This window comes from Pseudomonas parafulva NBRC 16636 = DSM 17004 (assembly GCF_000730645.1).
GTDB classification, from domain to species: Bacteria; Pseudomonadota; Gammaproteobacteria; order Pseudomonadales; family Pseudomonadaceae; genus Aquipseudomonas; species Aquipseudomonas parafulva.
The window spans coordinates 52,298-77,769 of record NZ_BBIU01000008.1 but is presented as its reverse complement, the minus strand read 5'-3'; the positions used below and the strand labels follow the sequence as shown (position 1 = coordinate 77,769).

The 25,472-nt window shown below is 65.4% G+C and carries 25 protein-coding genes; 12 read left to right on the top strand and 13 right to left on the bottom strand.

Annotation, left to right across the window (positions count from 1 at the left end; translation table 11 throughout):
* Positions 1 to 49: 49 nt before the first annotated feature.
* The 7 genes from pdxR to PPA02S_RS07330 all read right to left on the bottom strand — a co-directional run bounded on the left by pdxR (position 50) and on the right by PPA02S_RS07330 (position 6,885).
* Positions 50 to 1,480 carry a MocR-like pyridoxine biosynthesis transcription factor PdxR gene (pdxR, locus tag PPA02S_RS07360; RefSeq protein ID WP_028634396.1) on the bottom strand — a complete coding sequence of 477 codons (1,431 nt, stop codon included), beginning with the start codon at positions 1,478 to 1,480 and terminating at the stop codon, positions 50 to 52.
* Positions 1,481 to 1,544: 64 nt separating this feature from the next.
* Entirely contained in the window at positions 1,545 to 1,883 is a 339-nt protein-coding gene (locus PPA02S_RS07355; protein WP_028634395.1) for a hypothetical protein, read from the bottom strand.
* Between the two features lie 125 nt (positions 1,884 to 2,008).
* Positions 2,009 to 3,253, bottom strand: coding sequence for a glycolate oxidase subunit GlcF (gene glcF, locus PPA02S_RS07350; RefSeq protein WP_028634394.1), 1,245 nt, complete (start codon positions 3,251 to 3,253; stop codon positions 2,009 to 2,011).
* 9 nt (positions 3,254 to 3,262) lie between these two features.
* Positions 3,263 to 4,315, bottom strand: a complete 1,053-nt coding sequence (glcE, locus tag PPA02S_RS07345) for a glycolate oxidase subunit GlcE (RefSeq protein ID WP_028634393.1) — start codon at positions 4,313 to 4,315, stop codon at positions 3,263 to 3,265.
* Complete coding sequence (glcD, locus tag PPA02S_RS07340) at positions 4,315 to 5,814, bottom strand: glycolate oxidase subunit GlcD (RefSeq protein WP_028634392.1); 1,500 nt, start codon at positions 5,812 to 5,814, stop codon at positions 4,315 to 4,317. Before glcD ends, glcE begins: the two co-directional genes overlap by 1 nt.
* Before the next feature lie 101 nt (positions 5,815 to 5,915).
* Entirely contained in the window at positions 5,916 to 6,233 is a 318-nt protein-coding gene (locus tag PPA02S_RS07335) for a DUF2388 domain-containing protein (RefSeq protein ID WP_028634391.1), read from the bottom strand.
* Between the two features lie 118 nt (positions 6,234 to 6,351).
* Complete coding sequence (locus tag PPA02S_RS07330; RefSeq protein WP_028634390.1) at positions 6,352 to 6,885, bottom strand: GNAT family N-acetyltransferase; 534 nt, start codon at positions 6,883 to 6,885, stop codon at positions 6,352 to 6,354.
* 135 nt (positions 6,886 to 7,020) lie between these two features.
* On the opposite strand from PPA02S_RS07330, the gene PPA02S_RS07325 reads away from it, so the two are divergent.
* Positions 7,021 to 7,647 (top strand): glutathione S-transferase family protein, encoded by a 627-nt coding sequence (locus PPA02S_RS07325; protein WP_028634389.1) that lies wholly within the window; start codon positions 7,021 to 7,023, stop codon positions 7,645 to 7,647.
* A gap of 13 nt (positions 7,648 to 7,660) precedes the next feature.
* On the opposite strand, the gene mrdA is transcribed toward PPA02S_RS07325, so the two are convergent.
* Positions 7,661 to 9,556: a penicillin-binding protein 2 gene (mrdA, locus tag PPA02S_RS07320; RefSeq protein ID WP_028634388.1), complete on the bottom strand. Its 1,896-nt coding sequence runs from the start codon at positions 9,554 to 9,556 to the stop codon at positions 7,661 to 7,663.
* A gap of 262 nt (positions 9,557 to 9,818) precedes the next feature.
* On the opposite strand from mrdA, the gene PPA02S_RS07315 reads away from it, so the two are divergent.
* Positions 9,819 to 10,310, top strand: coding sequence for an isochorismatase family protein (locus PPA02S_RS07315; RefSeq protein ID WP_028634387.1), 492 nt, complete (start codon positions 9,819 to 9,821; stop codon positions 10,308 to 10,310).
* A gap of 29 nt (positions 10,311 to 10,339) precedes the next feature.
* Here the strand turns inward: PPA02S_RS07315 and PPA02S_RS07310 are convergent, their stop codons facing one another.
* Positions 10,340 to 11,038: a pirin family protein gene (locus PPA02S_RS07310; protein ID WP_028634386.1), complete on the bottom strand. Its 699-nt coding sequence runs from the start codon at positions 11,036 to 11,038 to the stop codon at positions 10,340 to 10,342.
* A gap of 222 nt (positions 11,039 to 11,260) precedes the next feature.
* On the opposite strand from PPA02S_RS07310, the gene PPA02S_RS07305 reads away from it, so the two are divergent.
* Both PPA02S_RS07305 and PPA02S_RS07300 read left to right on the top strand, forming a co-directional pair.
* Positions 11,261 to 13,672, top strand: coding sequence for a UvrD-helicase domain-containing protein (locus PPA02S_RS07305; RefSeq protein ID WP_028634385.1), 2,412 nt, complete (start codon positions 11,261 to 11,263; stop codon positions 13,670 to 13,672).
* Between the two features lie 185 nt (positions 13,673 to 13,857).
* On the top strand, positions 13,858 to 14,784 hold the full coding sequence (locus PPA02S_RS07300; RefSeq protein WP_028634384.1) for an alpha/beta fold hydrolase: 927 nt from the start codon (positions 13,858 to 13,860) through the stop codon (positions 14,782 to 14,784).
* Positions 14,785 to 14,790: 6 nt separating this feature from the next.
* Here PPA02S_RS07300 and PPA02S_RS07295 read toward each other — a convergent pair whose 3' ends face one another.
* On the bottom strand, positions 14,791 to 15,360 hold the full coding sequence (locus PPA02S_RS07295) for a hypothetical protein (protein WP_028634383.1): 570 nt from the start codon (positions 15,358 to 15,360) through the stop codon (positions 14,791 to 14,793).
* A gap of 108 nt (positions 15,361 to 15,468) precedes the next feature.
* Between PPA02S_RS07295 and PPA02S_RS07290 the strand changes: the two genes are divergently transcribed.
* The 6 genes from PPA02S_RS07290 (at position 15,469) to PPA02S_RS07265 (ending at position 21,183) form a co-directional block, all read left to right on the top strand.
* Positions 15,469 to 16,146 carry a thermostable hemolysin gene (locus PPA02S_RS07290; protein WP_028634382.1) on the top strand — a complete coding sequence of 226 codons (678 nt, stop codon included), beginning with the start codon at positions 15,469 to 15,471 and terminating at the stop codon, positions 16,144 to 16,146.
* Positions 16,136 to 17,596, top strand: coding sequence for an AMP-binding protein (locus PPA02S_RS07285; RefSeq protein ID WP_028634381.1), 1,461 nt, complete (start codon positions 16,136 to 16,138; stop codon positions 17,594 to 17,596). The genes PPA02S_RS07290 and PPA02S_RS07285 overlap by 11 nt, the downstream gene beginning before the upstream one ends.
* A gap of 15 nt (positions 17,597 to 17,611) precedes the next feature.
* A complete protein-coding gene (locus tag PPA02S_RS07280) occupies positions 17,612 to 18,292 on the top strand; it encodes an iron-containing redox enzyme family protein (RefSeq protein WP_028634380.1) in 681 nt (226 codons plus the stop codon).
* Entirely contained in the window at positions 18,279 to 19,073 is a 795-nt protein-coding gene (locus PPA02S_RS07275) for an SDR family oxidoreductase (RefSeq protein ID WP_028634379.1), read from the top strand. The genes PPA02S_RS07280 and PPA02S_RS07275 overlap by 14 nt, the downstream gene beginning before the upstream one ends.
* Before the next feature lie 74 nt (positions 19,074 to 19,147).
* Positions 19,148 to 19,810 (top strand): response regulator, encoded by a 663-nt coding sequence (locus PPA02S_RS07270; RefSeq protein ID WP_028634378.1) that lies wholly within the window; start codon positions 19,148 to 19,150, stop codon positions 19,808 to 19,810.
* A complete protein-coding gene (locus PPA02S_RS07265; protein WP_028634377.1) occupies positions 19,807 to 21,183 on the top strand; it encodes a sensor histidine kinase in 1,377 nt (458 codons plus the stop codon). The genes PPA02S_RS07270 and PPA02S_RS07265 overlap by 4 nt, the downstream gene beginning before the upstream one ends.
* Here PPA02S_RS07265 and PPA02S_RS07260 read toward each other — a convergent pair.
* On the bottom strand, positions 21,180 to 21,566 hold the full coding sequence (locus PPA02S_RS07260) for a VOC family protein (RefSeq protein ID WP_028634376.1): 387 nt from the start codon (positions 21,564 to 21,566) through the stop codon (positions 21,180 to 21,182). The two genes, PPA02S_RS07265 and PPA02S_RS07260, sit on opposite strands and share 4 nt — an antisense overlap.
* 200 nt (positions 21,567 to 21,766) lie before the next feature.
* On the opposite strand from PPA02S_RS07260, the gene PPA02S_RS07255 reads away from it, so the two are divergent.
* Positions 21,767 to 22,672 (top strand): LysR family transcriptional regulator, encoded by a 906-nt coding sequence (locus tag PPA02S_RS07255; RefSeq protein ID WP_028634375.1) that lies wholly within the window; start codon positions 21,767 to 21,769, stop codon positions 22,670 to 22,672.
* A gap of 10 nt (positions 22,673 to 22,682) precedes the next feature.
* Here the strand turns inward: PPA02S_RS07255 and PPA02S_RS07250 are convergent, their stop codons facing one another.
* On the bottom strand, positions 22,683 to 23,276 hold the full coding sequence (locus PPA02S_RS07250) for a biliverdin-producing heme oxygenase (protein WP_028634374.1): 594 nt from the start codon (positions 23,274 to 23,276) through the stop codon (positions 22,683 to 22,685).
* A gap of 116 nt (positions 23,277 to 23,392) precedes the next feature.
* On the opposite strand from PPA02S_RS07250, the gene PPA02S_RS07245 reads away from it, so the two are divergent.
* Positions 23,393 to 23,884 carry a GNAT family N-acetyltransferase gene (locus PPA02S_RS07245; protein ID WP_028634373.1) on the top strand — a complete coding sequence of 164 codons (492 nt, stop codon included), beginning with the start codon at positions 23,393 to 23,395 and terminating at the stop codon, positions 23,882 to 23,884.
* Between the two features lie 45 nt (positions 23,885 to 23,929).
* On the opposite strand, the gene PPA02S_RS07240 is transcribed toward PPA02S_RS07245, so the two are convergent.
* Positions 23,930 to 25,303: an 8-oxoguanine deaminase gene (locus PPA02S_RS07240; protein WP_028634372.1), complete on the bottom strand. Its 1,374-nt coding sequence runs from the start codon at positions 25,301 to 25,303 to the stop codon at positions 23,930 to 23,932.
* Positions 25,304 to 25,472: the final 169 nt, after the last annotated feature.

The window sequence follows — 25,472 nt, the reverse complement described above, 5'->3', positions numbered from 1 at the left end:
ACAGGTTTCTGTTGAGTCAAAATGGCGTGACGGGCCGTGACGCGGCCCATCACCCCATACCCTGCAGCACATCCCGCACCCGATCCAGCGCCGGGTCGATGTCCAGCAGGTCAATAGCCCCAAAACCCATCATCAACCCGGCCCTCACCGGCATTTCACTGAAGAACGGTGCCAGCGAGTACAGCCCCACACCCGCAGTGTTCGCCAGCCTGGTCAGCCGCTCCACATCGACCCCAGGGCGCGCCAGTGCGCTTAGGTGCAAACCCGCGTGGGCGGGGATTGCGCTCAACCAAGGCGCAAGGTCACCCTCCAGCCGCGACAGAATGCGCTCACGCCGGGCGCTGTACACCTCATGGCAACGGCGGATGTGCTTGTTCAGGTGCCCTTGCCCCACAAAGCGCGCCAGTGCCCATTGCAACAGGGTAGGGCTGTGCCAGTCGCTCAGCTGCTTGGCCACGCAGGCGGCGTGCAGTACCGCCGCTGGCAGCACGGCGTAACCCAGGCGCAGTTCAGGCAACAAGGTTTTGGAGAACGTGCCAACGTAGGCCACCACCCCGTGCTGGTCCAGGCGCTGCAGCGCATGGGCGGCAGGGCCGTGGTAGCGGAACTCGCAGTCGTAATCGTCTTCGATGATCAGCGCGCCCAGCGTGGCCGCACGTGCCAGCAGCGCATGACGGCGCGCTTCGCTCATCGGTACGCCCAGTGGGAACTGGTGCGAAGGGGTGACGTAGATCAGCTGGGTGCCTTCGGCGATCTGCTCCACGCACAAGCCTTGCTCATCCACCGCCACCGACTGCACCCGTGCGCCCAAGGCCAGAAACAGCTGCCGCGCCGGTGGGTAACCTGGGTCTTCCATGGCCACCTGGCAACCCGGTTCCACCAGCACCCGGGCGATCAGGTCCAGCGCCTGCTGGGCGCCGTTGCACACCAGCACATCGTCGGCCGAGCAGTGCACGCCGCGGGCATAGGCGATGTGGTGGGCGATGACCTCTCGCAGCTCTTGCAGGCCCTGGGCGGGGAACTGCCGCTGTGCATGGCGCTGGCAGCGCCGCGCAGCGTCGTTCAGGCAACTGCGCCACTGGTCGAACGGGAACTGGGCCTTGCTTGAGGCACCGCCGACGAAATCATAGCGCACAGGTTGCTGCGGGCGCTGGCCCAGCACCGTGGCGCGTTGTTGCCAGCGCTGCAGCGAGGCACTGCCGGCCAGGGCGATGGGGCTGGCCTCGGCCGCGCGGTTTGGCTGGCGTGGGGTGATGAAGGTGCCACGGCCCACCACACCGCTGAGCAGGTTGTCGTAGGTGAGGCGTGAGTAGGCTTCGGCCACGGTCTTGCGGGACACGCCCAGCTGGACTGCCAGCAAGCGGCTGGGCGGCAACTGGCTGCCCGCCGCCAAATGGCCACTGTCGATGCTGGCGCGCAGCTGCCGGTAAAGCTGGTCGGCCAGGCCTTTGCGGCCTTCGAGGCGGATGTGCAGTTCCATGGTGCGATCCGGTGCGGAGGGCCGCTCAGGATAGCGGATTTGCCGCCGCTGTTGCGCTGGCCGTTCACAGCCGGGCGGTACTGACCGTGATGTAGTGCTTGTCGGGCAGCAGGATGCGGATCATGGTCTCGTCCGCAGGTGCGTGGCGGTTGCGTTTGATCGACACGCCCTCCAGCGCCACGGCTTTCATGTGCTGGGTGATCGCCCGCCCGCTGGCATCGAAGAATGCCTCGCTGGCGAGCAGTTCGATCCGTTCGATAAGCTGCCGCGTACGTTCGTCGGTGGCACAGAAAAACAGCACCCCGGACAAATGCGGGTCATCCTCCGGGTTGCTGAGGTCGTGGGCCAGCAATTCGCAAAGGCTGCTGCGCAACTGGGCGATGGTCGGTGGGTAGGGGGGCATGGGCGGCTTCCTCGGGTGCTCAATCCAAGCCGATCATGTTTTCTCCAGGGAAGGCTAACAAGTAAGACGTTTCCGATACTGCGCTAGGAAGCTTCCTAATCTGACAGTCGTGAACGCGCCACGGCCTAGGCCAACGGTGCTTCAGTGCCTGTCAGATCAAGTGCCGCCTCGACGATTTCCACCCAATGCCGCACGGGCGTGCGCCGGGCACCGCCCAGGTGCACCTGGCAGCCGATGTTGGCGGTGGCGATCAGCTGCGGGTTGCCGCTTTCCAGGGCATCCAGCTTGTTGTCGCGCAGTTGCAGTGCCAGCGCCGGCTGTGTGAGCGAGTAGGTACCGGCCGAGCCACAGCACAGGTGGCCGTCCGGCACGTTGGTCAGGCTGAAGCCCAGCCGCAGCAACAGGGCTTCCACCGCGCCGCCCAGCTTCAATGCATGCTGCAGGGTGCACGGGCAGTGAAAGGCCAGGCGCTGCCCGGTGTTTACCTGCAGTTGTTCGACCGGTTCGTTGCCCACCACCTCCACCAGGTCGCGGCACAGGCCACTGACCGTGGCCGCTTTATCGGCGTAGGCCGGGTCGCCTGCCAGCAGGTGCCCGTACTCACGGACAAAAGCGCCGCAGCCGCTGGCGGTGATGACGATGGCCTCGGCACCGGCGGCGATTGCCGGCCACCAGGCATCGATGTTGCGCCGTGCACGCTGCAGGCCCCGCTGCTGGGCGTCCAGGTGATAGTCGACCGCGCCGCAGCACCCCGCCTGTGGCGTGGTTGCAACGCTGATACCCAGACGGTCCAGCAGGCGAGCGGCAGCCGCGTTGGTCGCCGGCGACAGGGCGGGTTGCACGCAGCCTTCGGGCAGCAGCACCTGCCGCGTGTGCCGCGCGGTGGGGCGTGGACCAGGCGCCGGCTGGTGCGCCGGCAGCTTGTTCCTCACGGCGAGCGGCAGCAACGGGCGCAACACCTGGCCGCTGCGCAACACTGCCTTGAACAGCGCCGGGCGTGGCAGCACGGCACGCAGACCCTGGCGTAGCAGGCGCTGACCCAGTGGGCGAGGGATCTGCCGCGCGGCGAACCCCCGGCCAATGTCCAGCAGGTCATGGTACTTCACCCCCGATGGGCAGGTGGTTTCACAGCTGCGGCAGGACAGGCAACGGTCCAGGTGCAACTGGGTACTGGCGGTGACCACCTGGCCTTCGAGCATCTGCTTGATCAGGTAGATCCGCCCGCGCGGGCTGTCCAGCTCATCCCCCAGCAACTGGTAGGTCGGGCAGGTGGCGGTGCAGAAGCCGCAGTGCACGCAGGACCGTAGAATGCTGTCGGCTTCGTCGGCGCGGTCCAGGGCACGGGCGTGTTTGCTGAGCGTGGTCTGCATGGTCTGGCCTCACAGGTCCGGGTAGAGACGGCCGGGGTTGAACACCCGCTTGGGGTCCATCTGGTGCTTGAGTGCACGGTGGTAGCGCATCAGCGCTTCTGGCAAAGGCGGGCTGTGGTGCACGCCGGTGCCATGACAAGTCGCATGGCCACCGGCCTGCTCGGCAATGGGGTGGATGCTGTGGGCGTCTGCGGCGCACTTCAGCCAGCGCTGCGCGCCACCCCAGTCGAGCAGCTGCCTGCCGGGCAAGGGCAGATCACCTGTGGCAATCGGCAATGACAGGCGCCAGAGCGGCTCGGCACCTGCGAAAAAGGCCAGGCGCTGCTCGCGCAGCTCGGCCCAGAAACCGCCGTCTACCACTTCGCCGCCCAGGCGCATGCGTGCCGACTGCACCGACCCTTCACCGCCTTCCAGGCGCAACCACAGGGCATCACCGTCATGGCAGGCGGCGCTGATCGGCAACGGCTGCTGGCCCCAGCGCAGCAGTTCGGCCAGGGCCTGTTGGCGGCTCATCGGCAGGCACAGGCTGAGACACTGGCGCGGCCGGGGGAGCACTTTCAGCGACACTTCGGTTAACACGCCCAGGCAGCCGAAACTGCCGGCCAGCAGCCGTGACACATCGTAGCCCGCGACATTCTTCATCACCTCGCCGCCAAAGCGCAGCAACGTGCCGTGGCCGGTGATCACCCGCGTGCCCAGCACATAGTCACGCACCGAACCTGCCCAAGGGCGCCTGGGCCCAGACAGCCCGGCAGCCACCATGCCACCCACGGTGGCCCCAGGGCCCAGATGCGGTGGCTCGCAGGGCAGCATCTGCCCGGCCTGGTGCAACACCGCTTCGATTTCCTGCAGCGGCGTACCGGCGCGGGCGGTGATCACCAGCTCGGTGGGGTCGTAGCTGACGATGCCACGGTGGCAACGGGTATCCAGCACCTGGCCAACCACCGGGTTACCCAGCATCGCCTTGCTGCCGCTGCCTTGAATGGCCAGTGGCGTCTCTGATTCCAATGCCTGGCACACCTGCTCCAGCAGGGCCTCGCTCATGTCCCGGTCAAGGCTCATCAGAACCGCTCCAGTTGCGGAAACGGCAATTGCCCGTGGTGCACGTGCAATGCGCCGAATTCAGCACAACGGTGCAGGGTAGGGATGTTCTTGCCAGGGTTCAGCAGGCCGCGGGGGTCGAAGGCCGCCTTCACTGCATGAAACAGGCGTAGCTCGTCGCTGTTGAATTGCGCGCACATCTGGTTGATCTTTTCCCGGCCGACCCCGTGCTCGCCGGTGATGCTGCCCCCCACCGCCACGCAAAGCTCCAGAATTCTGCCGCCGAGGGTTTCAGCCTGCTCCAGCTCGCCGGGCAGGTTGGCATCGAACAGAATCAGCGGGTGCATGTTGCCGTCCCCGGCATGGAACACATTGGCCACCCGCAACCCGTGCTCGCAGGCCATTTCTTCAATACGCTTGAGCACGTGGGCCAGTTGCCGGCGCGGGATGGTGCCGTCCATGCAGTAGTAGTCTGGCGACAGCCGCCCCACAGCCGGAAACGCATTCTTGCGCCCCGCCCAGAAGCGTACCCGCTCCGCCTCGTCACGGGCCAGGCGCACCTCCCGTGCGCCGGCCTGTGCCAGCACTGCGGCCACCCGCTCGCAGTCGTCCTGCACATCGGCTTCCACGCCATCGAGTTCGCACAGCAGCATGGCTGCTGCAACTACCGGGTAGCCGGCGTGAATGAAGTCCTCCACAGCCCGAATGGCCAGGTTGTCCATCATCTCCAGCCCACCTGGAATGATCCCTGCGGCAATGATGTGCGCCACAGCGCGCCCCGCGTCTTCCACGCACTCGAAGCTGGCCAGCAGCACCCGCGCCACCTGCGGTTTGGGCAGCAGCCTGACGGTGACTTCGGTGACCACCCCCAGCATGCCTTCGGAGCCGGTGAACAGCGCCAGCAAGTCGAAACCTGGGCTGTCCAGGGCTTCGCTGCCCAGGGTCAGGTGTTCGCCCTCGATGGTCAGTATCTCGACCTTGAGCACGTTGTGTACGGTGAGCCCGTATTTGAGGCAATGCACACCCCCGGCGTTCTCCGCAACGTTGCCGCCAATGGAGCAGGCAATTTGCGAGGACGGATCGGGGGCGTAATACAGGCCATGGGGCGCGGCGGCCTGAGAGATGGCCAGGTTGCGGACACCCGGCTGCACCCGGGCAAAGCGGCCCTGCGGGTTAACCTCGAGAATGCGGTTGAGGCGCGCCATCACCAGAAGCACGCCTTTGGCCAAGGGCAGGGCGCCCCCGGACAAGCCCGTCCCGGCACCGCGCGCCACGACCGGCACATTGCGCTGGTGACACAGGCTCAGCACGGTCTGCACCTGATCGGTTCGCTCCGGCAGCACCACCAGCAAAGGCAGCGTGCGGTAGGCCGACAGGCCGTCGCATTCGTAGGGTGTCAGGTCTTCTTCACGGTGCAGCACCTGCAGATCGGGCATCGCTTGGGTGAGGGCCTGGCGCAGGCCTTCCCGGTCTACGGCAGGTAACACGCCGTCGATGCGTTCGTCGTAGAGCATCGTCATGAATGACTCGGTTCTTATTGTTATGGGGGGCAGGAAACGCCCCAAGCATAGCGATGCCGGCCAGACATCACGACCTTGTCACTTGGCCGGCACGCAGGCCCTCATTGCTGGGCGACCAGATCGTCCTGGGACAAAATGGCCTGGGCAAGTTCGTCATCGCTGGCCTGCAGGCCAGGGTGGTCCTTGCGCGCCTGTTGCAGGGCCGCCTCAACATAGGCGCCCCGGATCGCGCCACCGCTGGCAACGAATGCAGACAACTCGTCACGGGCGGGGATGATCCGTTTGTCGTCTTTGAAGGTTGAATACAGCGAGGCCGACACACCGGCCGAGGTGGCGATGTCGCGCCCGTCGACACGGGCCAGGGCCGCACCGGCAGGTACTAGAAGCAGCAGGGCAGGGACGAGCATAAGGTGGCGCATGTCGTGTTCTCCAATAGGGTGACGCCCAGGGAAAATGACCACTCAGAGTTTATGAGGCCAACCCACCAAGGGTAGTTCCATTGCCGCGTCTGGCCACCCGCGGCTGCGGCTTGAGGCGTCAGGCCACGGCTGACGGCGCGCCCCGGCGATACAGCGGCCGTGGCGTGGCGGGTTGCTGGTCACAGTGCTGGTGGCCCGTCAGCGCAAAACCTGCCCGTTCAGCCAGGCGCTGGCTCGCGGCATTGTCAGCGGCGGTGGTGAGCCAGACCGGTGCCGCGACCGCATCCAGCAGGCAAGTGAGTGCCTCACGCATCAGCCCCTGGCCCGCGCAGGCCTGGTTCACCCAATAGCCCACCTCATAGGCGCCGTCGCCAGGGGTCAGGCCAATGCAGCCGATAACCGCGCCACTGTCGGGCGCCAGCACGAAGTAGCGCTTTTCCTTGGTGGGCTCGTGGAATGTTTCGGCGCTGGTCTGCAGGTTGTCGCGCACTTCGTCCAGGGTCCAGTCAGGCTTGGCCCACTCCAGAAACGGCTGATGCAGGGTGTAGCTGTGGAGCAGTGCCTGATGCACCTGTTGAGCGAATGCCGGGGCAGGGCGTACCAACAGGGTACGGGCCGTGCTCAGGGTACGGGGGAGTGGGGGGTAAGGCATGGTGAGCCGTCCTTGCGCAGTGAAGATAGCATCTAAGCACAGCTTCATGACCGTTTGCACCGGGCCATTGACCAGACCGGTTGGCCCATGGTCTGCTCGCCCTTGCCCCAATCACCTCACGCTAGGATCGCGCCCATGGCCGAATACACGCTGCACTGCTTCGCCGAGTCTGGTAATGCCTACAAGGCTGCCCTCATGCTCGAACTCACCGGGCAAGACTGGCAGCCGGTTTTCGTCGATTTCTTCAACGGCCAGACCCGCGAGCAGGTCTGGCGTGATGAAGTGAACGAGCAGGGTGAGGTACCGGTGCTGGAGCATGACGGTAAATCGCTCACCCAGTCGGCGCTGATTCTTGACTACCTCAGCCAGCGCACTGGCCAGTTCGGCCCGAAGGATGATGATGAGAAGCGCGAGATCTGGCGCTGGATGCTGTTCGACAACCACAAGTTCACCAGCTATTACGCAGCGCTGCGCTTTCTGTTCTGCCTGAAGAACACCGGTGAGACGGACGTGACCGGTTTTCTGCGCGAGCGCGCCACCGCCGCCTACCGCATCGTCGACGCGCACCTGGCGAAGACGCCGTTCATGGTCGGCGCTCGGCCGACCATTGCTGACCTGTCACTGGCAGGCTATGTGTTCATGCCCGAAGACACCGGCATCGACCTGGCGGCATTCACCCATATCGAGGCCTGGAAGGCGCGGCTGCAAGCACTGCCGGGCTGGAAGCACCCCTACGACCTGATGCCCCGCGCGGCCGCCTGAAACCAGGCAGCCGCTACCCGTGCGGTGACGCCTTGGTGGCGTTGCCGCTGGCGTACTGCGGCTTGAGGTGCCCCTGGTCATCCAGCAGGTAGGCGTCCATCACTTCCCGCACCACCGGCCCTGCCACGCGGCCGCCTGCTTCGCCGTTTTCGATCATCACCGCCACCACCACGCTGGGGTGCTCGGCGGGCGCAAAGCCGACGAACAGGGCGTTGTCGCGGTGACGCTCAAGGGTCTTGTTGCGGTTATAGCGCTCACCCTGCTTGATGGCGACCACCTGCGCCGTGCCGCTCTTGCCGGCGATGCGATACTGGGCACCTGCCGCCGCCGCCCGGGCAATGCCGCGCGGGTCGTGCATGACCATCTGCATGCCCTGGCTGACCTGGTCCCAGGCGCGCCGGTCGCGCAGCACGATATCGGGCATGGGGTTGGGGTCTACCGGTGTGTCGCCGCCCACCGTCATGGCCAGGTGCGGGCGGTGCCACACCCCCTTGCTGGCCAGCAGGCTGGTGGCCTGCGCCAGTTGCAACGGCGTCACCTGCATGTAGCCCTGGCCAATCCCGAGAATCAGCGTTTCGCCCGGGAACCAGGCCTGGCGCCGGGTGGCCCGCTTCCACTGCGCCGAGGGCATCAGGCCGGACGATTCTTCGAACATGTCCAGCGAGACCTTCTGGCCCAGGCCGAATTCGGCCATGTAGTCGTGCAGGCGGTCGATGCCCAGCTTGTGTGCCAGGTCGTAGAAGTAGGTGTCGTTGGACCGCATGATCGCGGTGTACAGGTCTACCCAACCGTCACCGGTGCGGTTCCAGTTACGGTACTTGTGGTCGTAGTTGGGCAGTTCGTAGTAGCCAGGGTCGAATACCCGGCTACCCGGGGTGATCACGCCACTGTCCAGGCCCGCGATGGCCACCTCGGGTTTGACCGTGGAGCCTGGGGCATACAGCCCGCGCAGTACCCGGTTGAACAGGGGGCGGTCGATGGAATCGCGCAGCTCGGCATACTGCTTGAAGCTGATGCCCTTGACGAACAGGTTGGGGTCAAAGCTGGGGTTGCTGACCATCGCCAGTACATCGCCATTGGCCGGGTCCAGTACCACCACCGAGCCACGGCGATCACCCAGGGCCTTTTCCGCAGCCTGCTGCAAGTGGGCGTCCAGCGTCAGCACAATGTCCTGCCCCGGGGTCGGGTCCTTGTGGTTGAGTACGCGCATCACGCGGCCCTGGGCATTGGTTTCGACCTCTTCGTAGCCCACATGGCCGTGCAGCTGGCTTTCGTAGAAGTGCTCGATACCGGTCTTGCCGATCGACTGGGTGCCGCGGTATTCGGTGCTGTCGAGGGCCTTGGCTTCTTTTTCGTTGATGCGCCCCACATAGCCGACCGAGTGGGCGAAGTGCGCGCCCAGCGGGTATTCGCGGATGAACTGTGGTTCCACGTCCAGGCCCGGCAGGCGGAACTGGTTGACCGCCACCAGGGCAATCTGCTGCTCATCCAGCCCAACCATCAGCGTGACCGGCTCGAACGGCTTGCGACCGCGCCGCAGGTCCTTGTCGAACTGCTTGCGGTCTTCTTCGCCAAGGCCCAGTACCTGCGTCAGGGTATCGAGCACCTGGGCGGTGGCGCCGCCGGTACGTTCACGGGTCATGGTCAGGTCGAAGCTGGGTTTGTTGTCGGCCAGCACCACGCCGTTACGGTCGTAGATAAGCCCCCGCTCGGGGGCGATGGGCAGCACATGCACCCGGTTGTTCTCCGACACCGCGCTCTGCTGGGCATGCTGCAGTACCTGCAGCACGTAGAGGCGCCCCACCAGCACGGCCACCAGGCTGAACACCAGGGCAGCGCAGGCCAACAGCCGACGGTTGACCAGGTTTTTCTCCTTGTCGTGGTCCTTGAGGGGGATCGGTTGCGGCATCGGCTTGGTCTGCTGGGGTACTGGGCGAAGGCGCGTGGCCTACCGGGGCATGGGGGCAGTGATGCTACGCAAGGCAAGGGCCACGCTCAAGGCGCCAGGCCCCGCCGCCCGCCCGGCCTGGCGTGCCACGCCCGCCAGCACAGGGCTGGCTGCAAGATGAAGATTTGTTCATTGGCGCCGGTGGCACCGTTACTGCGCGCACCTGCCATACCCACGCAAGCAGGTATACTCGCCGCCCGTTCTTCTACCCCGGAATATGCCAATGCGTCAGGTTTTACTCGTCGTCGATGTCCAGTCCACGTTCAGCCCGCCGGAATGGCTGGTGGATGGCCTGCGCGTGCTGTCGGCGAACATCCCGACCATTGCCTCGGTGGAGTTGCATGACGAGCAGGTAACGCCCTTCGAACGGCAGCTCGGCTGGCACCCCGCAGCCCAGGACGACAGCCTGATCGAGGCCGACCAGGTGTTCGTCAAGCATGGTTACGGGCAGAGCGCAGAGGCCATTGCCTACATCCGTCAGCTGGGCGTGGAGCGTGTGCTGGTGTGTGGCCTGCAAACCGACACCTGCGTGCTGGCGGCAGGCTTTGCCCTGTTCGACGCAGGGCTGATGCCGACGTTGGTTACCGACATGACGGTGGGCTCTTCCCTGGACCGCAGTGCGAAGATGGGGATCGCCTTGTGGCAACACCACTTTGGCCAGGTCACCACCTCGGCTGAAGTGCTGGCTGACCTTGCGGGTGAACGCCAGGGCTGAGCCAGCCGGCGAGGGTAGGGTGGCCGGGGTCAGGCCACGTCTACCAGCACGATCTCGCTGTCTTCCAGGGCGGTTACCCGCAGCACCGCCTCTTGCTCGATCGCCACACCGTCACGCGCCTTGGCCTGCACACCATTGACTTCGACCCGCCCTTTGGCCGGCACCAGGTAACCGCGGCGGGCCGTGTCGAAATGGTACTCGGCGGTTTCGCCGGCGCGCAGGGTGGCGGCTACCAACCGCGCGTCGGTGCGAATCTGCAAGCTGCCTTCGTCGCCCTCGCGGCCACTGGCCAGGGTGACGAAGCCCTCACCGCGCTCGCCTTTGGGGAATGGCCGGGTGCCCCAGGCCGGGGCATCACCGGTGCGCTCGGGGATGATCCAGATCTGGAAGATGCGCGTGTCCACCGCTTCGCGGTTGTACTCGCTGTGCACGATGCCAGTGCCGGCACTCATCACCTGCACGTCACCCGCTTCGGTTCGGCCCTTGTTGCCCAGGCTGTCCTGATGGCTGATGGCCCCTTCTCGCACATAGGTGATGATTTCCATATCCCGGTGCGGGTGTGGCGGGAAGCCACTGCCTGCCGCGATCAGGTCGTCGTTCCAGACCCGCAGGTTGCCCCAATGCATCCGTGCAGGGTCGTGGTACTCGGCGAACGAGAAGTGGTGATGGGCGTCAAGCCAGCCGTGGTTGGCATGGCCCAGGCTTTCGAAAGGTCGCAGTTGCAGCATGATCGGGTTCCTCGGTGAGGTTGGAATGGCACCATCATGCGTCATTCACGTATCGAAAATAAGTGTAAATATTGGCTTTATACAATCTATTTAGTCGATATTTTTATAGGGAAGGATTTATGCGCTTCATCGCCTAATGCACTGATCCGCAAGCAATTGCTGGTAGTTTTTGCGTGCAGCGGCGAACATTGGCAGCTGTTTTTGCCAGACAACGGAGTGACCGTGGCCAACGAGCAACCCCAGGCCCTCGCCGAACTGATCCCGCCCGCCCAGTTGCCCTGGTTCCGGCGCCTGGTGGCCCGCTTGCTGGGCCGCTGGCTCACCGGCCTGCAGGCGCAACACCGCCATTCTGTGGAGTATGGCCGCGCTGAAGGCTACGAGGCCGGGCGGCAAGTGCTGGTCATCCGTGATTGCCGGTCCGACCTGCCGGCGGTCCCTGGCCAGGACGACAACCTGTTCGACGATTGGCGCCTGCCCGTGACTGCAGCGCTGAAGAAACGCTTCAAGGCCGATGTCGCCCAGCGCATGCCGGCCCACTCACAACCCAGTGCCGCACAGTGGAAGCTGATTTTCAGCGACACGCCATCCACGTGCGTGGTGGCCGGGGCGGGCGCGGGCAAGAGTACCTCCCTGGTGCTGCGCATCCTGTTGCTGCGCCATTACCTGGGTTATGAGCTGGACGCGATGACCGTGGTTACCTTCACCCGCGAGTCCCGCAAAGATTTCATCAAGCGCCTGCTGCAGGTGTTTGCCTTGTGGCAGATCAACCTGCTGCCGGCCCAGGCCCGCGACCTGGTGCGCACCTTCCATTCACGTATCCTGCCGCTGGTGCGCAGCCTGCCGGGCTTTGACAGGCTGCAGGCGTTCGAGACCCTGGGCAACGACCTGCCGGCCGGCCAGGAGGCGGAGGCCGACAGCAACCCGTTCGACCTGCGCCTGAACGATGCCCAGCGCCAGCAGTTAAACCAGTGCTACAGCACGTTGCTGGGCCATAGCCCGCGTTTTGCCGAGCTGGTCGGCCAGTTGCGCAACGAAGCGCTGCAGCTCAAGGCGCTGGACCCCGACAACCCGGATGTGCAAAAGCGTGCCCAGGTCACCCAGTTGGCGGCCCAGCGCGATGAAGAGCTGTGCGATGTGATCGAAGACCTGTGGTTTGCAGCAGGCGCCTGGCCCATCAACGGTATCGAACCGTGCCGGGAGACGGTGTCGATACGCGGCAGCCGCTTTCATGTGCACGGTCGCCTGGGGCAGGGCGGGCCGCTGCTGGTGCTGGGTTTCGACCCGTCCGAGAGCGCGCAATACCAGCGCACGGGTGCCAAGCTGGCGGTGCGCGCCGAATGGGCGGTCAAGCGTACCTTGTTGCAGGCCTTCTGCGACCAACCCCTGATCTGGCTGGACAACTACGCCATGGCCCGGCGCCTGGCCGCCTCGCTGGCCGGTGATGCCGTAGCGGGCCCAGGCTTTGAATACAAGGTGAAGGGCGAGCTGGCCCCGGCGCCACTGCTGGATGCATTCGTGGCGGCGGCCAACTTCATCGAAAACCTCGGCCTGGATGTGCCCACCGCCGTGCGCGCCATGCAATTTGCGTCAGGCGACAGCGATGCATTGTTCTTCGAGGCGCTGGCCCTGTATTGGCGCGCGCTGGAAGGGCATCTGCTGGACCAGTCGCCCCCGGTCATGACCTACAACCACATGTTCGCCCTGTTCGGCGAGAACAACGCGGAAAACCTGCGGTTGCTGCCCGACCCGCTGCTGCGCCCGCTGGCGCACCTGATGATCGACGAATTCCAGGACGTTTCGCCGCAGATCGTCAGCTGGCTGCGTGCGTGCCTTGCCGAGATCCGCCGGCGCGGCTCAGCCATGCACGTAGGCCGGCAAGCTCAACACTCATCGCTGATGTGCGTGGGCGATGACTGGCAGTCGATCTATGGCTGGCGCGGCAGCTCGCCCAAGTACTTCATGGAGTTCACCAAGGCCTTCCCCACGCCCGCCAATACGCGCGTGCTGCTGGTTGACAACTACCGTTGCCAGCAGCAGGTGATCGATGCGGCCGAGCACCTGGTCAAGGGTACCCCGGCCATTACCGGCAAGAAGGCCCGTGCCAGTGGCCCGGCGGCGGCGTTGCCCGGCACCCCGGTCAAGGTGTTCGACCGCGACGAGGCAGCACTGGGCCAGACCCTGATCGAACACTACCAGCGTGGCGAATCGGTGCTGATGCTGTACCGCAAGGGGGCCGATCGCGCCCTGATGAGCGAGCACCTGCACAGCGTGATGCAGGCCGAGTCGGCGCTGCCCCCCGAGCAGCGTCGGTTGCGCCAGCTCACCTACCACAGTGCCAAGGGCCTGCAGGCCGACGCGGTGTTCATGCTGGGTGATTGCCAATACCTCACCCGTTCACCTTACAAGAACCAGGTGTACCGCCTGGCGGGGCTGGGCAAGGCCGGCGATGGCCAGCCGTTCGACACGGCGCAAAAGGACGAGGTGCAGCGCCTGGCCTATGTGGCCGTGACCCGGGCGGTGCAGCACTGCTACTGGCACGTGGAGCCGGCCAATGGGGACGGTGTGGTGGCGGCCCGGGCGTCCAGCCAGGTCGATGCCGGGCAGGTGTTTTTCGAGGACTGCCGCGGGCAGTAGGGTCGGTGACGGTTAAGTCACCGTCGGTGAGGGGCCAGTGGCGGGGCGTTTCTTGGGCCAAGGTTGAGTGTCGGCGCCCAGCGCGGCCCGGCGCAAGGGTTGCCGCTGGCGACAGGAGTCGAATGCCACGGTGGCGTATTCGGCCTGGAGCGGTCGTACCAGGCATCATGTCAGGAAGCGTACCCATGCGATCATCATCCACACCCAAGGATCACCCCCTGGACCTCCACGGCATCGAAATCGCGGTGCGGTGCTGGGGGCCGGAAGACGGCATCCCCGTGCTGGCATTGCACGGCTGGCTCGACAACGCGGCCTCGTTCGAGCGCCTGGCGCCCATGCTTGATGGCTGCTTCGTGGTCGCCCCCGACATGGTCGGGCACGGGCGCTCCGACCACCGTCGACACGACAGCGGCTATTACCTGTGGGAACACGCCGAAGACATGCTGGCCGTGGCTGAAAGCCTGGGCCTGGGGCAGTTTCACGTACTGGCCCATGGCATGGGCACCGGCGTGGCCTCGCTGCTGGCCGCCATGACCAGCGCCATTGTCAGCATGACCTTTCTCGACGGCATGGGCGCACCGTTCACGGTGGCCGAGCATGACCGGGTTCAGCACCTGGCCCGGGCCTACCGCCTCAAGCGCATGGTGCAGCGCAGCCAGCTGCAGGGTTTCAGCGAGCGTGACGTGCAGCGTTTCGACGACCTGGACACCGCCCTGGCCCAGCGCCGCGAGCGCCTGGACACCGGCCTGTCCGAAGCCTCCGCCCGGCTGCTGGCCCTGCGCGACTTGCTGCAACTGAACGAGGGTTACTGCTGGCGGCACGATCCTCGGCTGGTGCTCCCCGAGCCCATGCCGCTGACCGAGCGCGAGGCGTGCGACCTGCTCGCCCAGATCCGCTGCCCGTTGTACCTGTTGTTCGGCCGCCAGGGCGCCTTCAGCGGTGAAGCCTTCGGCCGGCGCGAAGCCGCATTGCCCAGCCAGGCCAAAGTGTCCTGGCACCCGGGCGGGCACCACTTCCACCTGGATGCGCCGGACCGCGCGCTGGTGGACCAGTTGCTGCGCATTCTGGCGCGTCATGAAGGCGGGGTACTGCAGCGCCTGGTCAACGAGTAGGTGGAGTCAGTCGAAGTAGCCCCGCAGGCTGAAGCTGTAGCGGGTGTCCACGGTCGTGGCTTCGCCGCGGCTCCAGCGCCGGGTGAGGACGAACTCGAAGGCCGGCTCGTACAACCCGTCGCGGACCAGTGCCCCGGCCAGTACCTCTACACCGTACCAGCCGTTTGCCACTTCGATCATGGGGCGGCCTGGGGCCTGATAGCGCGCTATCAGGTCGCCGAGTGTCTTGGCGGTGAAGTGCTGCAGGATACGCCAGGTGTACAGCATCAGCGCGCCGTGTTCGACCCGTACCACGTAGCCATCGCGTTGATGCTTCAGGCGGCTGCCCGGCATGCGCAAGGCCGGTGTCTCGCCCTCGAGGGTGAACAGAATGTGGTAGGGCAGGTTTTCTACCCCTGCAACTGGCAACACCACGCCCTCGCGCACCGCCTGGTCGCCGGAGTCGTTGTGGGTGAACGCGTAGGCCAGGTCATCTGGCAGCGCATGGTCCTGCTTGAAGCGCTCAAGCAGCTGGATATCCCCGAGCAGAAAGTAGTCCACCAGGTCGTTGAGCACTTCACTGAATTCGTGGCGCATCTGTTTTCCTTGTAAGTGCGCGGAAACGGCTGAGGCAAATGTAGCACTTCAGATTGCCTTCAGATTCCCCGTCGATACTCCCCCGAACTTGACCTGAAGGGGATCGCCATGACCCAGCCAGATTGCACCCGCCTGCTTGCAGTGGCCCTGGGCAGCCAGCCCGGGCGCCTTGCCCATCTGCACCTGGAGCGCCCGGGCGACAGTGGCCGTGTTGCGCTGGAGCAGTTTATCCACGACCGCTTCGCCTGTGTGCATCAGGCCGATGTCCGCCATTACCTGCCCGAGCTGCTCGGCCTGCACGACAGCCAGGGCCACCTGGTCGCGGCGGCGGGCATGCGCCTGGCTGGCACCGGCAAGACCTTCATCGAAGGCTACCTGCAAGAGCCCCTGGAGGCCGCAGTAGCACGGCTATGCGCTGCGCCAGTGAACCGAGCGCAACTGGTCGAGGTGGGTAACCTGGCCTCGACCAGCGCCGGCAGTGCCCGGGTGATGATTGCCGTGGTGACCTGGCTGCTGGCGACCCGCGGGCTGCAATGGGTGGCCTTCACCGGTGCCGCCACCCTGGTGAACAGCTTTCACCGGCTGGGGCTGATGCCCACCGCGCTGGCCTTGGCTGACCCGGGGTGCCTGGCAGACGAAGCGCGCTACTGGGGCAGCTACTACGCGCACTGCCCGCAGGTGTTCGTTGGCAATATTCAAGCCGGCTACACGGCCTTGGCTGAGGCTGGCGTGTTCGAGCGGCTGCACTTGCCAGTGGGCTTGCAGGAGGCTGGTCATGCCGCGTGAGTGCCAACTGTTCAAGCAGGTGTTGCAGGCCCACGCACGGGATCGGGCCACGCAACCGGCGGTTGTGGGCCTAGGCGGGCGCTTCACCTACGCTGAGCTACTGGCCGCAGTGGAGCAGCGCCAGGCCTGGCTGGCAGCGCAGCCTTCCGGCACTTTGGTGCTTGGCCTGGACAACGGCCCCGAAGCCTTGTTCTGGGACCTGGCCGCGCTGTTCGCGGGGCGCCCTGTGGTGGTGCTGCCCACGTTTTTCAGCAGTGCCCAGCGGCGCCACTGCCTGGCCCAGAGCGGGGCGGTGCTGGCGTTGATTGACGAGGGCTTTGCCGATGACCTGCTTGCCGCCGGCTTCACCGTCGGTGAGCGGTTCTGGCACCGCCTGCCCCCGGCGTGCGCGAGCGTGCCGCCGGGTACCGCCAAGCTGACCTTCACCTCGGGCAGCACCGGCGCGCCCAAGGGCGTATGCCTGGGTGCCCAGGCGTTGCTGCGCGTGGCACGGGAACTTGAAGCTGCCAGCCGCTCTGCGGCACCTGGCATCTACCTGGCCGTGCTGCCCATGGCGGTGCTGTTGGAGAACATCGGCCTGTATGCCGGCCTGCTGGCCGGGGCGCAGCTCATGCTGTACCCCTCGGCGCAACTGGGGTTGCGCGGTGCCAGCCAGGTAGACCTGCGCAGGTTGCTGGGTGCGGTCGCCTTGAGTGGTGCCCACAGCCTGATCCTGGTGCCGCAACTGCTGCTGGGCCTGGTAACCGCTGTCGAGCGTGGGCTGATGCAGGTAGGGCCGTTGCGTTTCGTGGCGGTGGGCGGCGGGCGGGTTGCACCCAGCTTGCTGGCCCGCGCCGAGGCCGTCGGGTTGCCGGTATTCGAGGGCTACGGCTTGTCCGAATGCGCCTCGGTGGTCTGCCTGAACCGCCCCGGCGACCGGCGCCCGGGCAGCGTGGGGCGGCCGTTGCCCCATGTGCAGGTGCGCATCGCTGAAGACGGGGAAGTGATGGTGGCAGGGTCGATGATGCTCGGCTACCTCGGCGAAGCGCCTTTGCGAACACCCTGGTTCGCCACAGGGGACCTGGGCCGGCTCGACAGCGACGGCTTCCTGCACCTGGCCGGGCGCAAGAAGCACCAGTACAGCACTGCCTACGGGCGCAACGTCAACCCCGAATGGGTCGAGGCAGAGCTGACCCAGGGCGGCGTCATTGCCCAGGCCTTCGTCCACGGCGATGGCCTTGCCCGCAACCTGGCATTGCTTTGGCCGCTGGACCCCCTGGCCGACGCTGCCGCCCTCGAGCAAGCGGTACACCAGGCCAACCAGGGCCTGCCTGATTACGCCCAGGTGCACGCCTGGCAGCGCCTGCCCGAGCCGCTGTCCACGGCGCAGCACACCCTTACCGCCAACGGCAGGCCTCGCCGCGAGCAGATCCTGCAGCGCTACCAGGCGCTGTTATCCGATGTTCAATGAGCCACGAGGTTGACCATGCCTTTCTTCGACACCCTGCAACAGCACACAGCAGCCGAGCGCGCGGCATTGTTCAGCGTTCCGGTGATCCGTGACGCACTGGCCGGCACGGCCAGCCTGGAGGCCTATGTGGCCTTCCTTGCCCAGGCCTACCACCATGTCCGGCACACGGTGCCACTGATGATGGCCTGTGGTGCCCGCCTACCGTCCCGACTGGAATGGCTGCGCGGGGCCGTGTGCGAGTACATCGAGGAAGAATACGGCCATGAGCGCTGGATTCTCGACGACATCCGCGCCTGTGGGGGGGACCCGCAGCAGGTGGCGGCCAGCCGCCCTGCGCTGCCCATCGAACTGATGGTGGCGTACCTCTACGACACCATCGCCCGCGGCAACCCGGTCGGGCTGTTCGGCATGGTCAACGTGCTGGAGGGCACCAGCATCGCCCTGGCCACCCAGGCGGCCGGTAGCCTGCAGAGCAGCCTGGGGCTGCCCGATCAGGCGTTCAGCTACCTCAGTTCGCACGGTGCCCTGGACCAGGACCACATGGCCACCTACCGCAGCCTGATGAACCGCCTGGACCAGCCCGACGACCAGCAGGCGGTGATCGACGCCGCCAACGTGGTCTACCGCCTGTACACGGCGATGTTCGAGCAGCTGCCCCGTGCTGCGCAGCCGGAGGCCCGGCATGCATTTGCCTGATTGCGCGGCGGTATTGACCGGCGCCAGCGGTGGTATCGGCCTGGAACTGGCCGACCAGCTGTGCGTTGCCGGGGCCAAGGTACTGGCGGTAAGCCGGCAGCCGGGCAGGCTGGCCGAGCTTCAAGCCCGGTACCCCCAGCAATTGCGCTGGCTGCAGGCTGACCTGCGCAGCGCAGAGGGCCGCGGCCAGGTGCTGGCGGCGGCGCAGGCGATGGGCGCCTGCAACCTGCTGATCAACGCGGCTGGCGTCAACCGTTTTGCGCTGCTAGAGCAGATGGACGAGGCCGACCTGGACGAACTGTTCGACCTCAACATCAAGGCGGCGGTGCAGCTTACCCGGCTGTGCCTGCCCCAGCTGCGGGCGCAGCCCAGCGCGCTGGTGGTCAATGTAGGGTCCATCTATGGCTCGATCGGCTACCCCGGGTACGCCACCTATTGCGCCAGCAAGTTTGCCCTGCGGGGGTTTTCCGAGGCGTTGCGCCGCGAGCTGGCCGATACCACTGTGAAGGTGTTGTATGCTGCGCCACGCACCACCCGCACCGCCATGAACGGTGACGCTGCACAGGCCTTGAACCAGGCGCTGAAGGTGGGCGTGGACGACCCGCAGGATGTGGCCCGGGCGGTGCTGGCGGCGGTGCAGGCCGAGCGCAGCGAGCTGTACCTGGGCTGGCCGGAGCGGCTGTTCGTGCGCCTCAATGGCATGCTGCCGGCGCTGGTTGACCGCGCCTTGCGCAAGCAGTTGCCGTTGATCCGGCGCCACAGTGGCTGGCCGGGCAAGTGAAGCCTTTTTCACCTTGGCGCCAGGCGCGTTGCTGGCTGCTTTACTCAAGGCGATACGGACATTGAAGGTTGAACATGCGCCTGCTGCTGATTGAAGACGATGCCGCCCTGGGGGAGGGTATCTGCGATGGCTTGCGTCGCGAAGGCTACACCCTGGACTGGCTGCAGGATGGGGTCAGCGCGTTGCATGCCCTGTGCCATGAAGAATTCGACCTGGCCATCCTCGACCTGGGGCTGCCGCGGCTGGATGGCATCGAACTGCTGCGGCGCCTGCGGGCGGCGGGGCGCAGCCTCCCGGTGTTGGTGCTGACGGCGCGCGACGCCACCGATGACCGCATCACCGGGCTGGATGCCGGGGCTGACGACTACCTGGTCAAACCGTTCGACCTCAACGAACTCAAAGCCCGCCTGCGCGCCTTGCTGCGCCGCAGCAGCGGCCGCGCGCGGGTGCTCATCGAGCATGCCGGGGTGTGCCTGGACCCGGTCAGCCAGCAGGTACAGTACCAGGGCCAGACGGTGGTACTGACCCCCAAGGAATACCGCCTGCTGCACGAGCTGCTGGCCCAGCCCGGCAAGGTCTTCACCCGTGAGCGCCTGACCCAGCTGCTGTATGGCTGGGACGAAGAGCCCGAGAGCAACACGCTGGAGGTCAACATCTACCAATTGCGCAAGAAGCTGTTCAACGGGTTGATCCGCACGGTGCGCGGCATCGGTTACCTGGTGGAGGGCAAGGCATGAACTCGCTGCGCCAGCGCACGTTGTGGCGGGTGATGCTGTTGCTGGTGATCGGCAGCGGCTTGCTGGGGCTGTACAACTACCATGACAGCCGTCACGAAATCACCGAAGTGTATGACGCCCACCTGGCGCAGAACGCCCGGCTGCTGCAGGGCATCATGAGCCTGCCGGTGCATGACCAGAACCGCGCCGAGCTGTACCGGGCCTTCGACGAGGCCCTTAGCCAGGCAGGCCGGCACCGCGTTGGGCACCCCTACGAGAGCAAGCTGGCCTTTCAGGTATGGGGTGACGACGGTACCGTCCTGGTGCACACCCCCAGCGCGCCGCACCTCAGCCAGCCGCCGCGCACGCCCGGGTTCGCGGATATTGTGGCGGGTGGGGATCGTTGGCGCAGCTTCGTACTGCCGGTGCCGGAAAAGCGCTGGGTGATCTGGGTGGGCGAGCGTAACGACGTGCGCTACGACCTGATCGACCGCATCGTGCGGCACACCCTGATGCCCTTCATCCTCGGCAGCCTGGCCCTGGCATTGCTGGTGTGGGCAGCCATTGGCTGGGGGCTGGAGCCTTTGCAGAACATGGCCACGGTCATCCGGGGGCGGCATGCCGACTCACTGGAGCCGCTGCAACTGGCACCGCTACCCAAAGAGCTGGAACCCATGCAGGCGGCCATCAACCGCTTGCTCGGGCAGATCGACGACCTGTTGCGCCGCGAACACCGCTTTATCGCCGACGCCGCCCACGAAATGCGCACCCCCCTGGCCATCTTGCGCCTGCATGCGCAGAACGCCCTGGACGCCGGCGATGATGCCGAGCGGCGCAAGGCCCTGCATTTTCTGATGGGGGGTGTCGACCGCCTGGCCCGGGTCGTGAACCAACTGCTGACCCTGGCTCGCCTGCAGCCGCGCCCGGGCCAGCGCGACTGGCCGCTGGTGGACCTGGCCGTGGTGGTGGCCGAGGTACTGGCCGAGTTCACGCCCTGGATTCTGCAGCGGGGCCTGGAGCCGGCGCTGGAAATTGCCGAGGGCGACTATCGGCTGCGCACCAATGTAGGCGCCCTGGGCATCGCGCTGCAGAACCTGGTGACCAACGTCGTGGATCATTCCCCGCCTGGCGGCCGCGTGCTGGTGACGCTGCAGCGTGAGGGGCTGGCCTTGCTGGTGAGCGTGGAAGACGAAGGGGCAGGTATTCCGGAAACGGAGCAGAGCCGGGTGTTCGAGCGGTTCTACAGCAAGGGCTCGCCCAACGGGGCGGGCTTGGGCTTGTCGATCGTCAGCACCATCATGACCCGCCTGGGGGGCAGCGTGCAGCTACGCAACCGGGCGCCGCACGGGTTGCGTGCCGCCCTGCGCGTCCCGGCCGGGCAGCATGGCGGCTAATGTTTCTGGGTGATTTGTATCAGGTTGCCGCAGGTGTCATCGAACACCGCCGTGAGGGCGGCGTCGGCTTCTGAAGGTGGTTGGGTAAACTGCACGCCTGCCGCGCACAGCCGGGTGTATTCGGCCTGCAGGTCGCGCACGCCAAACGACGCGGCGGGTATCCCGTCATGCTTCAGCGCCGCTTTGTACACCTTGGCAGCCGGGTGTGCATCGGGTTCGAGCAGCAGCTCAACGCCATTGGGGTCGTTCGGGGAGGTGAGGGTGAGCCAGCGGTGCCTTCCCATCGGGGTATCGTGCTTGGGTTCGAAGCCCAGTACGTAATGGTAGAAGGCCAGGGCTTTGGCCTGGTCGTCGACGAGGATGCTGGTGACCATGATCTTCATAGGCATGCACCTGGGCTGGGGCTGTTACTACCAGTAAAGACGCTCTCGCGGGTTTGACCAGCCTTGGGCGCAGCGGGTGACCATAAAAAACCTGCTCTGGTCATAGCCAAATGCTTGCCAGTACTGCGCCACCCGTGACCCTGCGGGGGGTAAAGTGTGGTCATCATTCCCGAGCGCCCTGACGCGTCAGAGAGGAACCTGTGGCCGCCTACACCTTGCGACAACTCAAGTACTTCGTTACCACCGTTGAGGCCGGGAGCGTGGCCGAGGCCTCACGGCAGCTCTACATCGCACAGCCGTCCATTTCCACGGCGATCAAGGGCCTGGAAGAAAGCTTCGGCGTGCAGTTGTTCATCCGCCATCACGCCCAGGGCGTATCGTTGACCCCTAGCGGCAAGCGCTTCTACGCCAAGGCCAAGTCGCTGCTGCAAATGGCCCATGAGTTCGAGCAGAATGCCCTGGCCGACAATGACACCGTCGCCGGGCAGATCGACATCGGCTGTTTCGAAACGGTCGCGCCCCTGTACCTGCCGCGCCTGATCGCAGGGTTCAGGCAACGCTACCCCGGCGTGGACATCCGCTTGCGCGACGGCGAACAGCAAGATTTGATTCAAGGCCTGACGGCGGGCACCTTCGACCTGGCGTTTCTGTACGACCATGACCTGGATGGCACCATTGAGGCCGAGCCACTGATGCCGCCGCAGAAGCCCTATGTGCTGCTGCCGGAAAACCACCGCTTTGCTGGGCAGGCGCAGGTGTCGCTGCGTGACCTGTGCCCGGAGCCGATGATCCTGCTGGATGTTGCTCCGAGCCGCACCTATTTCGTCAGCCTGTTCAATGAAATGGGCCTTACCCCCAACATCGTCTTCAGCTCACCCTCCATCGAGATGGTGCGCGGCATGGTGGGGCAGGGTTTTGGTTTCTCGCTGCTGGTCACCCGCCCTCATTCGCCCTACACCTACGATGGCCAGCGCCTGGCGATGCTCGACATTACCGAGCCGGTCGCCCTGTCGGGTCTGGCTGCCGCCTGGTTGAAGCGGGTGCACCTGACCAAGCCTGCACAGTTGTTCGTCGAGTTTTGCCGGGAAGAGCTGGCCAAGTTTTAAGGGCGCTACGCTAATGCCTGGCGTCGAACACGTTGTGAAGGTGGCTTCGGTAGGCGTCGAATGCGGCAATGGCGCCGTCGATCGCCTCGGTTTCCTGCAGCTGCGTCAGGCTCAGTTCATCGACGCCGGCAACGAAGGCCTGCCAGTGCAGGGCGCGCCCTTGCGGGTGGGCGGCCAGATGGCGGGCACCGCAAGTGCCGTCCAGGCCCAGGTGCTGGGCCCACTTGAACAGAAAGGCCGCCCCCAGGTTCGAACCCTCGCAGCAGTACAGCCAACCCAGCGCCTGGGCCGGACTTACCCGTACCCGCGTGGGCAGGGGCGGTTGCTGTAGCAGCAGGTCCTGCATGTCCTGCTGCACTGCGGCAAAACGCGATAACCCATGAAGGCCCGGCAGTTGCCGGTTCAGCTGTTCATCCTGATAAAGCCCCACAAGGCTGCCGTGGAACTGGTACTGCACCTGCAAGAAACGGGCATAGCGTTCGCGGCTTTCGAATGGCCGTGCGGCCACCACCAGCTGATCGACGCTGTCGTGCTCCCGGTGAGTGGACGCTTTCAGGCGTTTGCAGCGGCTTGCTTCAGCAGGTGGCAAGGGTACAACGGTCATCGGTAAATCCGCAGCATCAAGTAAGGTGCCCATGATGCTTGCCATTACGGCATCGCGGCAAGCTTGACGGGCGGTTACCATAGACCAGCCCTACGCCTCACCCAAGGATAACCGCCATGCCCACGCTTCAATTCCGCTCCCCGGTCGCAGAGGATGCCTACCGCTGCCATGCCATCGAAACTGGCGCCTACGAAGGGGACGAAGCCGCCACGCTGGAAAAGATTGCCACCCGCATCACCCAATACCCCCAAGGCTTCCTGCTGCTGGAGAGCGATGGCGATATCGTTGGCTTCATCAACAGCGGTTGTGCCCACCAGGTAGTCATGTCGGACGAGGCCTTCAAGGAGCTGGTGGGGCACGACCCGGCCGCACCGAACGTGGTGATCATGTCGGTGGTGGTCGACCCCGCCCAGCAGGGCAAGGGCTACGCCAGGCAGCTGATGCAGGCCTTTGTCGCCCAGATGAAGGCCGCAGGCAAACAGACCATCCACTTGATGTGCAAGGCCCAGCATGTGCCGTTGTACGAGAAGATGGGCTACCGCTATGTGCAGCCGTCACCCTCCGAGCATGGGGGCATGGCCTGGCACGAGATGGTGATGGCGCTGTGAAAACGGCCGGGCCTGCGCACACCCTGCGCGGGCCCGGCTGGGCGGTCAGTCGCCGCTGACCAGCTGGCGCGCCAGCTGGTTGTGGCGCTCCAGTACCCGTGGCAGGTCCACGGTAACCAGGTGCCCGCCCTGCACCATGACGCGGCCATTGATCACGCTGGTGTGCACCTGGGTTGGGGTGCAGAACACCAACGCCGCCAGCGGGTCGTGGTGAGCCCCGGCATAGGCCACGTTCCCAAGGTCGAAAGCGACGAAGTCGGCCACCATGCCAGGGGCCAGTGCGCCGATATCATCACGGTTAAGCACCTTCGCCCCGCCCAGTGTGGCGATCTCCAGCGCCTCGCGCGCGGTCATGGCATCCGGGCCGAATCCTACCCGCTGCAGCAGCAAGGCCTGGCGTACCTCGCCAATCATGCTGGCGCCATCGTTGGACGCCGAGCCGTCCACCCCGAGGCCCACCGGCACCCCGTGATCCCGCATGCGGCGCACCGGGGCAATACCCGAAGCCAGGCGCATGTTCGAGCATGGGCAATGGGCAACACCGGTACCGGTGCGGGCGAACAGTTCGATGCCGTGCTGGTCCAGTTGCACGCAGTGGGCGTGCCAGACATCGTGCCCCACCCAGCCAAGGTCTTCGGCGTATTCGGCAGGGGTCATGCCGAATTTTTCCCGGCTGTAGGCGATGTCGTTGACGTTCTCCGCCAGGTGCGTGTGCATCGACACACCGTAGTGCCGGGCCAGCACGGCCGCTTCGCGCATCAGGTCGCGGCTGACCGAGAACGGCGAGCAGGGCGCTACCACAATGCGGCGCATGGCGCCGTGGCTGGCGTCGTGGTAGTCCTCGATCAGCCGTTGCGACTCCTTGAGGATGTCGGGTTCCTTCTCCACCACCGAGTCTGGTGGCAGGCCGCCCTGGCTGCGGCCCACGCTCATGCTGCCGCGCGCGGCATGGAAGCGCATGCCGATGTCGGCGGCCGCGTGAATGCTGTCGTCGAGCTTGCAGCCGTTGGGGTAGATGTACAGGTGGTCGCTGGAGGTGGTGCAACCGGACAGGATCAGTTCGGCCATGGCGGTCTGGGTCGATACCGCGATCATTTCCGGGGTCAGCCGTGCCCAGATCGGGTACAGCTGGGTGAGCCAGTTGAACAGCTCCCCATCCTGGGCGGCAGGCACTACCCGGGTGAGGCTCTGATACATGTGGTGGTGGGTGTTGACCAGCCCTGGGATAACCACCTTGCCGGCCATGTCCAGCACCACATCCGCGTGTTGGGGCAGGGTGTCGCTGGGGCCGACCTGGGTGATCAGGTTGTCTTCAATGAACAGCCCGCCGCCGCGTATTTCGCGGCGTTGGCCGTCCATGGTCACCAGCAGTTCAGCATTTTTGACCAGCAGTGTTTTTTTGGGTTGTACGAGTGACATGGCTTGAGCCTGTCGCAATACGCGTCAGCGATGACAGACGTCGTAGGCGAGAGGTTATGTAATCAGGAATCTGAAAAGTTGTATACATCAGCGCTTAATTGATGATCTGGATTCAGGCAATTTGTGAAATATGGCCGGCAATAAGAAGCCAGAGAACGAATAGACTGAT

Coding starts and splice junctions, on each gene's coding strand:
- pdxR (WP_028634396.1), bottom strand. CDS start 1,480: ATGGAACTGCACATCCGCCTCGAAGGCCGCAAAGGCCTGGCCGACCAG.
- PPA02S_RS07355 (WP_028634395.1), bottom strand. CDS start 1,883: ATGCCCCCCTACCCACCGACCATCGCCCAGTTGCGCAGCAGCCTTTGC.
- glcF (WP_028634394.1), bottom strand. CDS start 3,253: ATGCAGACCACGCTCAGCAAACACGCCCGTGCCCTGGACCGCGCCGAC.
- glcE (WP_028634393.1), bottom strand. CDS start 4,315: ATGAGCCTTGACCGGGACATGAGCGAGGCCCTGCTGGAGCAGGTGTGC.
- glcD (WP_028634392.1), bottom strand. CDS start 5,814: ATGACGATGCTCTACGACGAACGCATCGACGGCGTGTTACCTGCCGTA.
- PPA02S_RS07335 (WP_028634391.1), bottom strand. CDS start 6,233: ATGCGCCACCTTATGCTCGTCCCTGCCCTGCTGCTTCTAGTACCTGCC.
- PPA02S_RS07330 (WP_028634390.1), bottom strand. CDS start 6,885: ATGCCTTACCCCCCACTCCCCCGTACCCTGAGCACGGCCCGTACCCTG.
- PPA02S_RS07325 (WP_028634389.1), top strand. CDS start 7,021: ATGGCCGAATACACGCTGCACTGCTTCGCCGAGTCTGGTAATGCCTAC.
- mrdA (WP_028634388.1), bottom strand. CDS start 9,556: ATGCCGCAACCGATCCCCCTCAAGGACCACGACAAGGAGAAAAACCTG.
- PPA02S_RS07315 (WP_028634387.1), top strand. CDS start 9,819: ATGCGTCAGGTTTTACTCGTCGTCGATGTCCAGTCCACGTTCAGCCCG.
- PPA02S_RS07310 (WP_028634386.1), bottom strand. CDS start 11,038: ATGCTGCAACTGCGACCTTTCGAAAGCCTGGGCCATGCCAACCACGGC.
- PPA02S_RS07300 (WP_028634384.1), top strand. CDS start 13,858: ATGCGATCATCATCCACACCCAAGGATCACCCCCTGGACCTCCACGGC.
- PPA02S_RS07295 (WP_028634383.1), bottom strand. CDS start 15,360: ATGCGCCACGAATTCAGTGAAGTGCTCAACGACCTGGTGGACTACTTT.
- PPA02S_RS07290 (WP_028634382.1), top strand. CDS start 15,469: ATGACCCAGCCAGATTGCACCCGCCTGCTTGCAGTGGCCCTGGGCAGC.
- PPA02S_RS07285 (WP_028634381.1), top strand. CDS start 16,136: ATGCCGCGTGAGTGCCAACTGTTCAAGCAGGTGTTGCAGGCCCACGCA.
- PPA02S_RS07280 (WP_028634380.1), top strand. CDS start 17,612: ATGCCTTTCTTCGACACCCTGCAACAGCACACAGCAGCCGAGCGCGCG.
- PPA02S_RS07275 (WP_028634379.1), top strand. CDS start 18,279: ATGCATTTGCCTGATTGCGCGGCGGTATTGACCGGCGCCAGCGGTGGT.
- PPA02S_RS07270 (WP_028634378.1), top strand. CDS start 19,148: ATGCGCCTGCTGCTGATTGAAGACGATGCCGCCCTGGGGGAGGGTATC.
- PPA02S_RS07265 (WP_028634377.1), top strand. CDS start 19,807: ATGAACTCGCTGCGCCAGCGCACGTTGTGGCGGGTGATGCTGTTGCTG.
- PPA02S_RS07260 (WP_028634376.1), bottom strand. CDS start 21,566: ATGAAGATCATGGTCACCAGCATCCTCGTCGACGACCAGGCCAAAGCC.
- PPA02S_RS07250 (WP_028634374.1), bottom strand. CDS start 23,276: ATGACCGTTGTACCCTTGCCACCTGCTGAAGCAAGCCGCTGCAAACGC.
- PPA02S_RS07245 (WP_028634373.1), top strand. CDS start 23,393: ATGCCCACGCTTCAATTCCGCTCCCCGGTCGCAGAGGATGCCTACCGC.
- PPA02S_RS07240 (WP_028634372.1), bottom strand. CDS start 25,303: ATGTCACTCGTACAACCCAAAAAAACACTGCTGGTCAAAAATGCTGAA.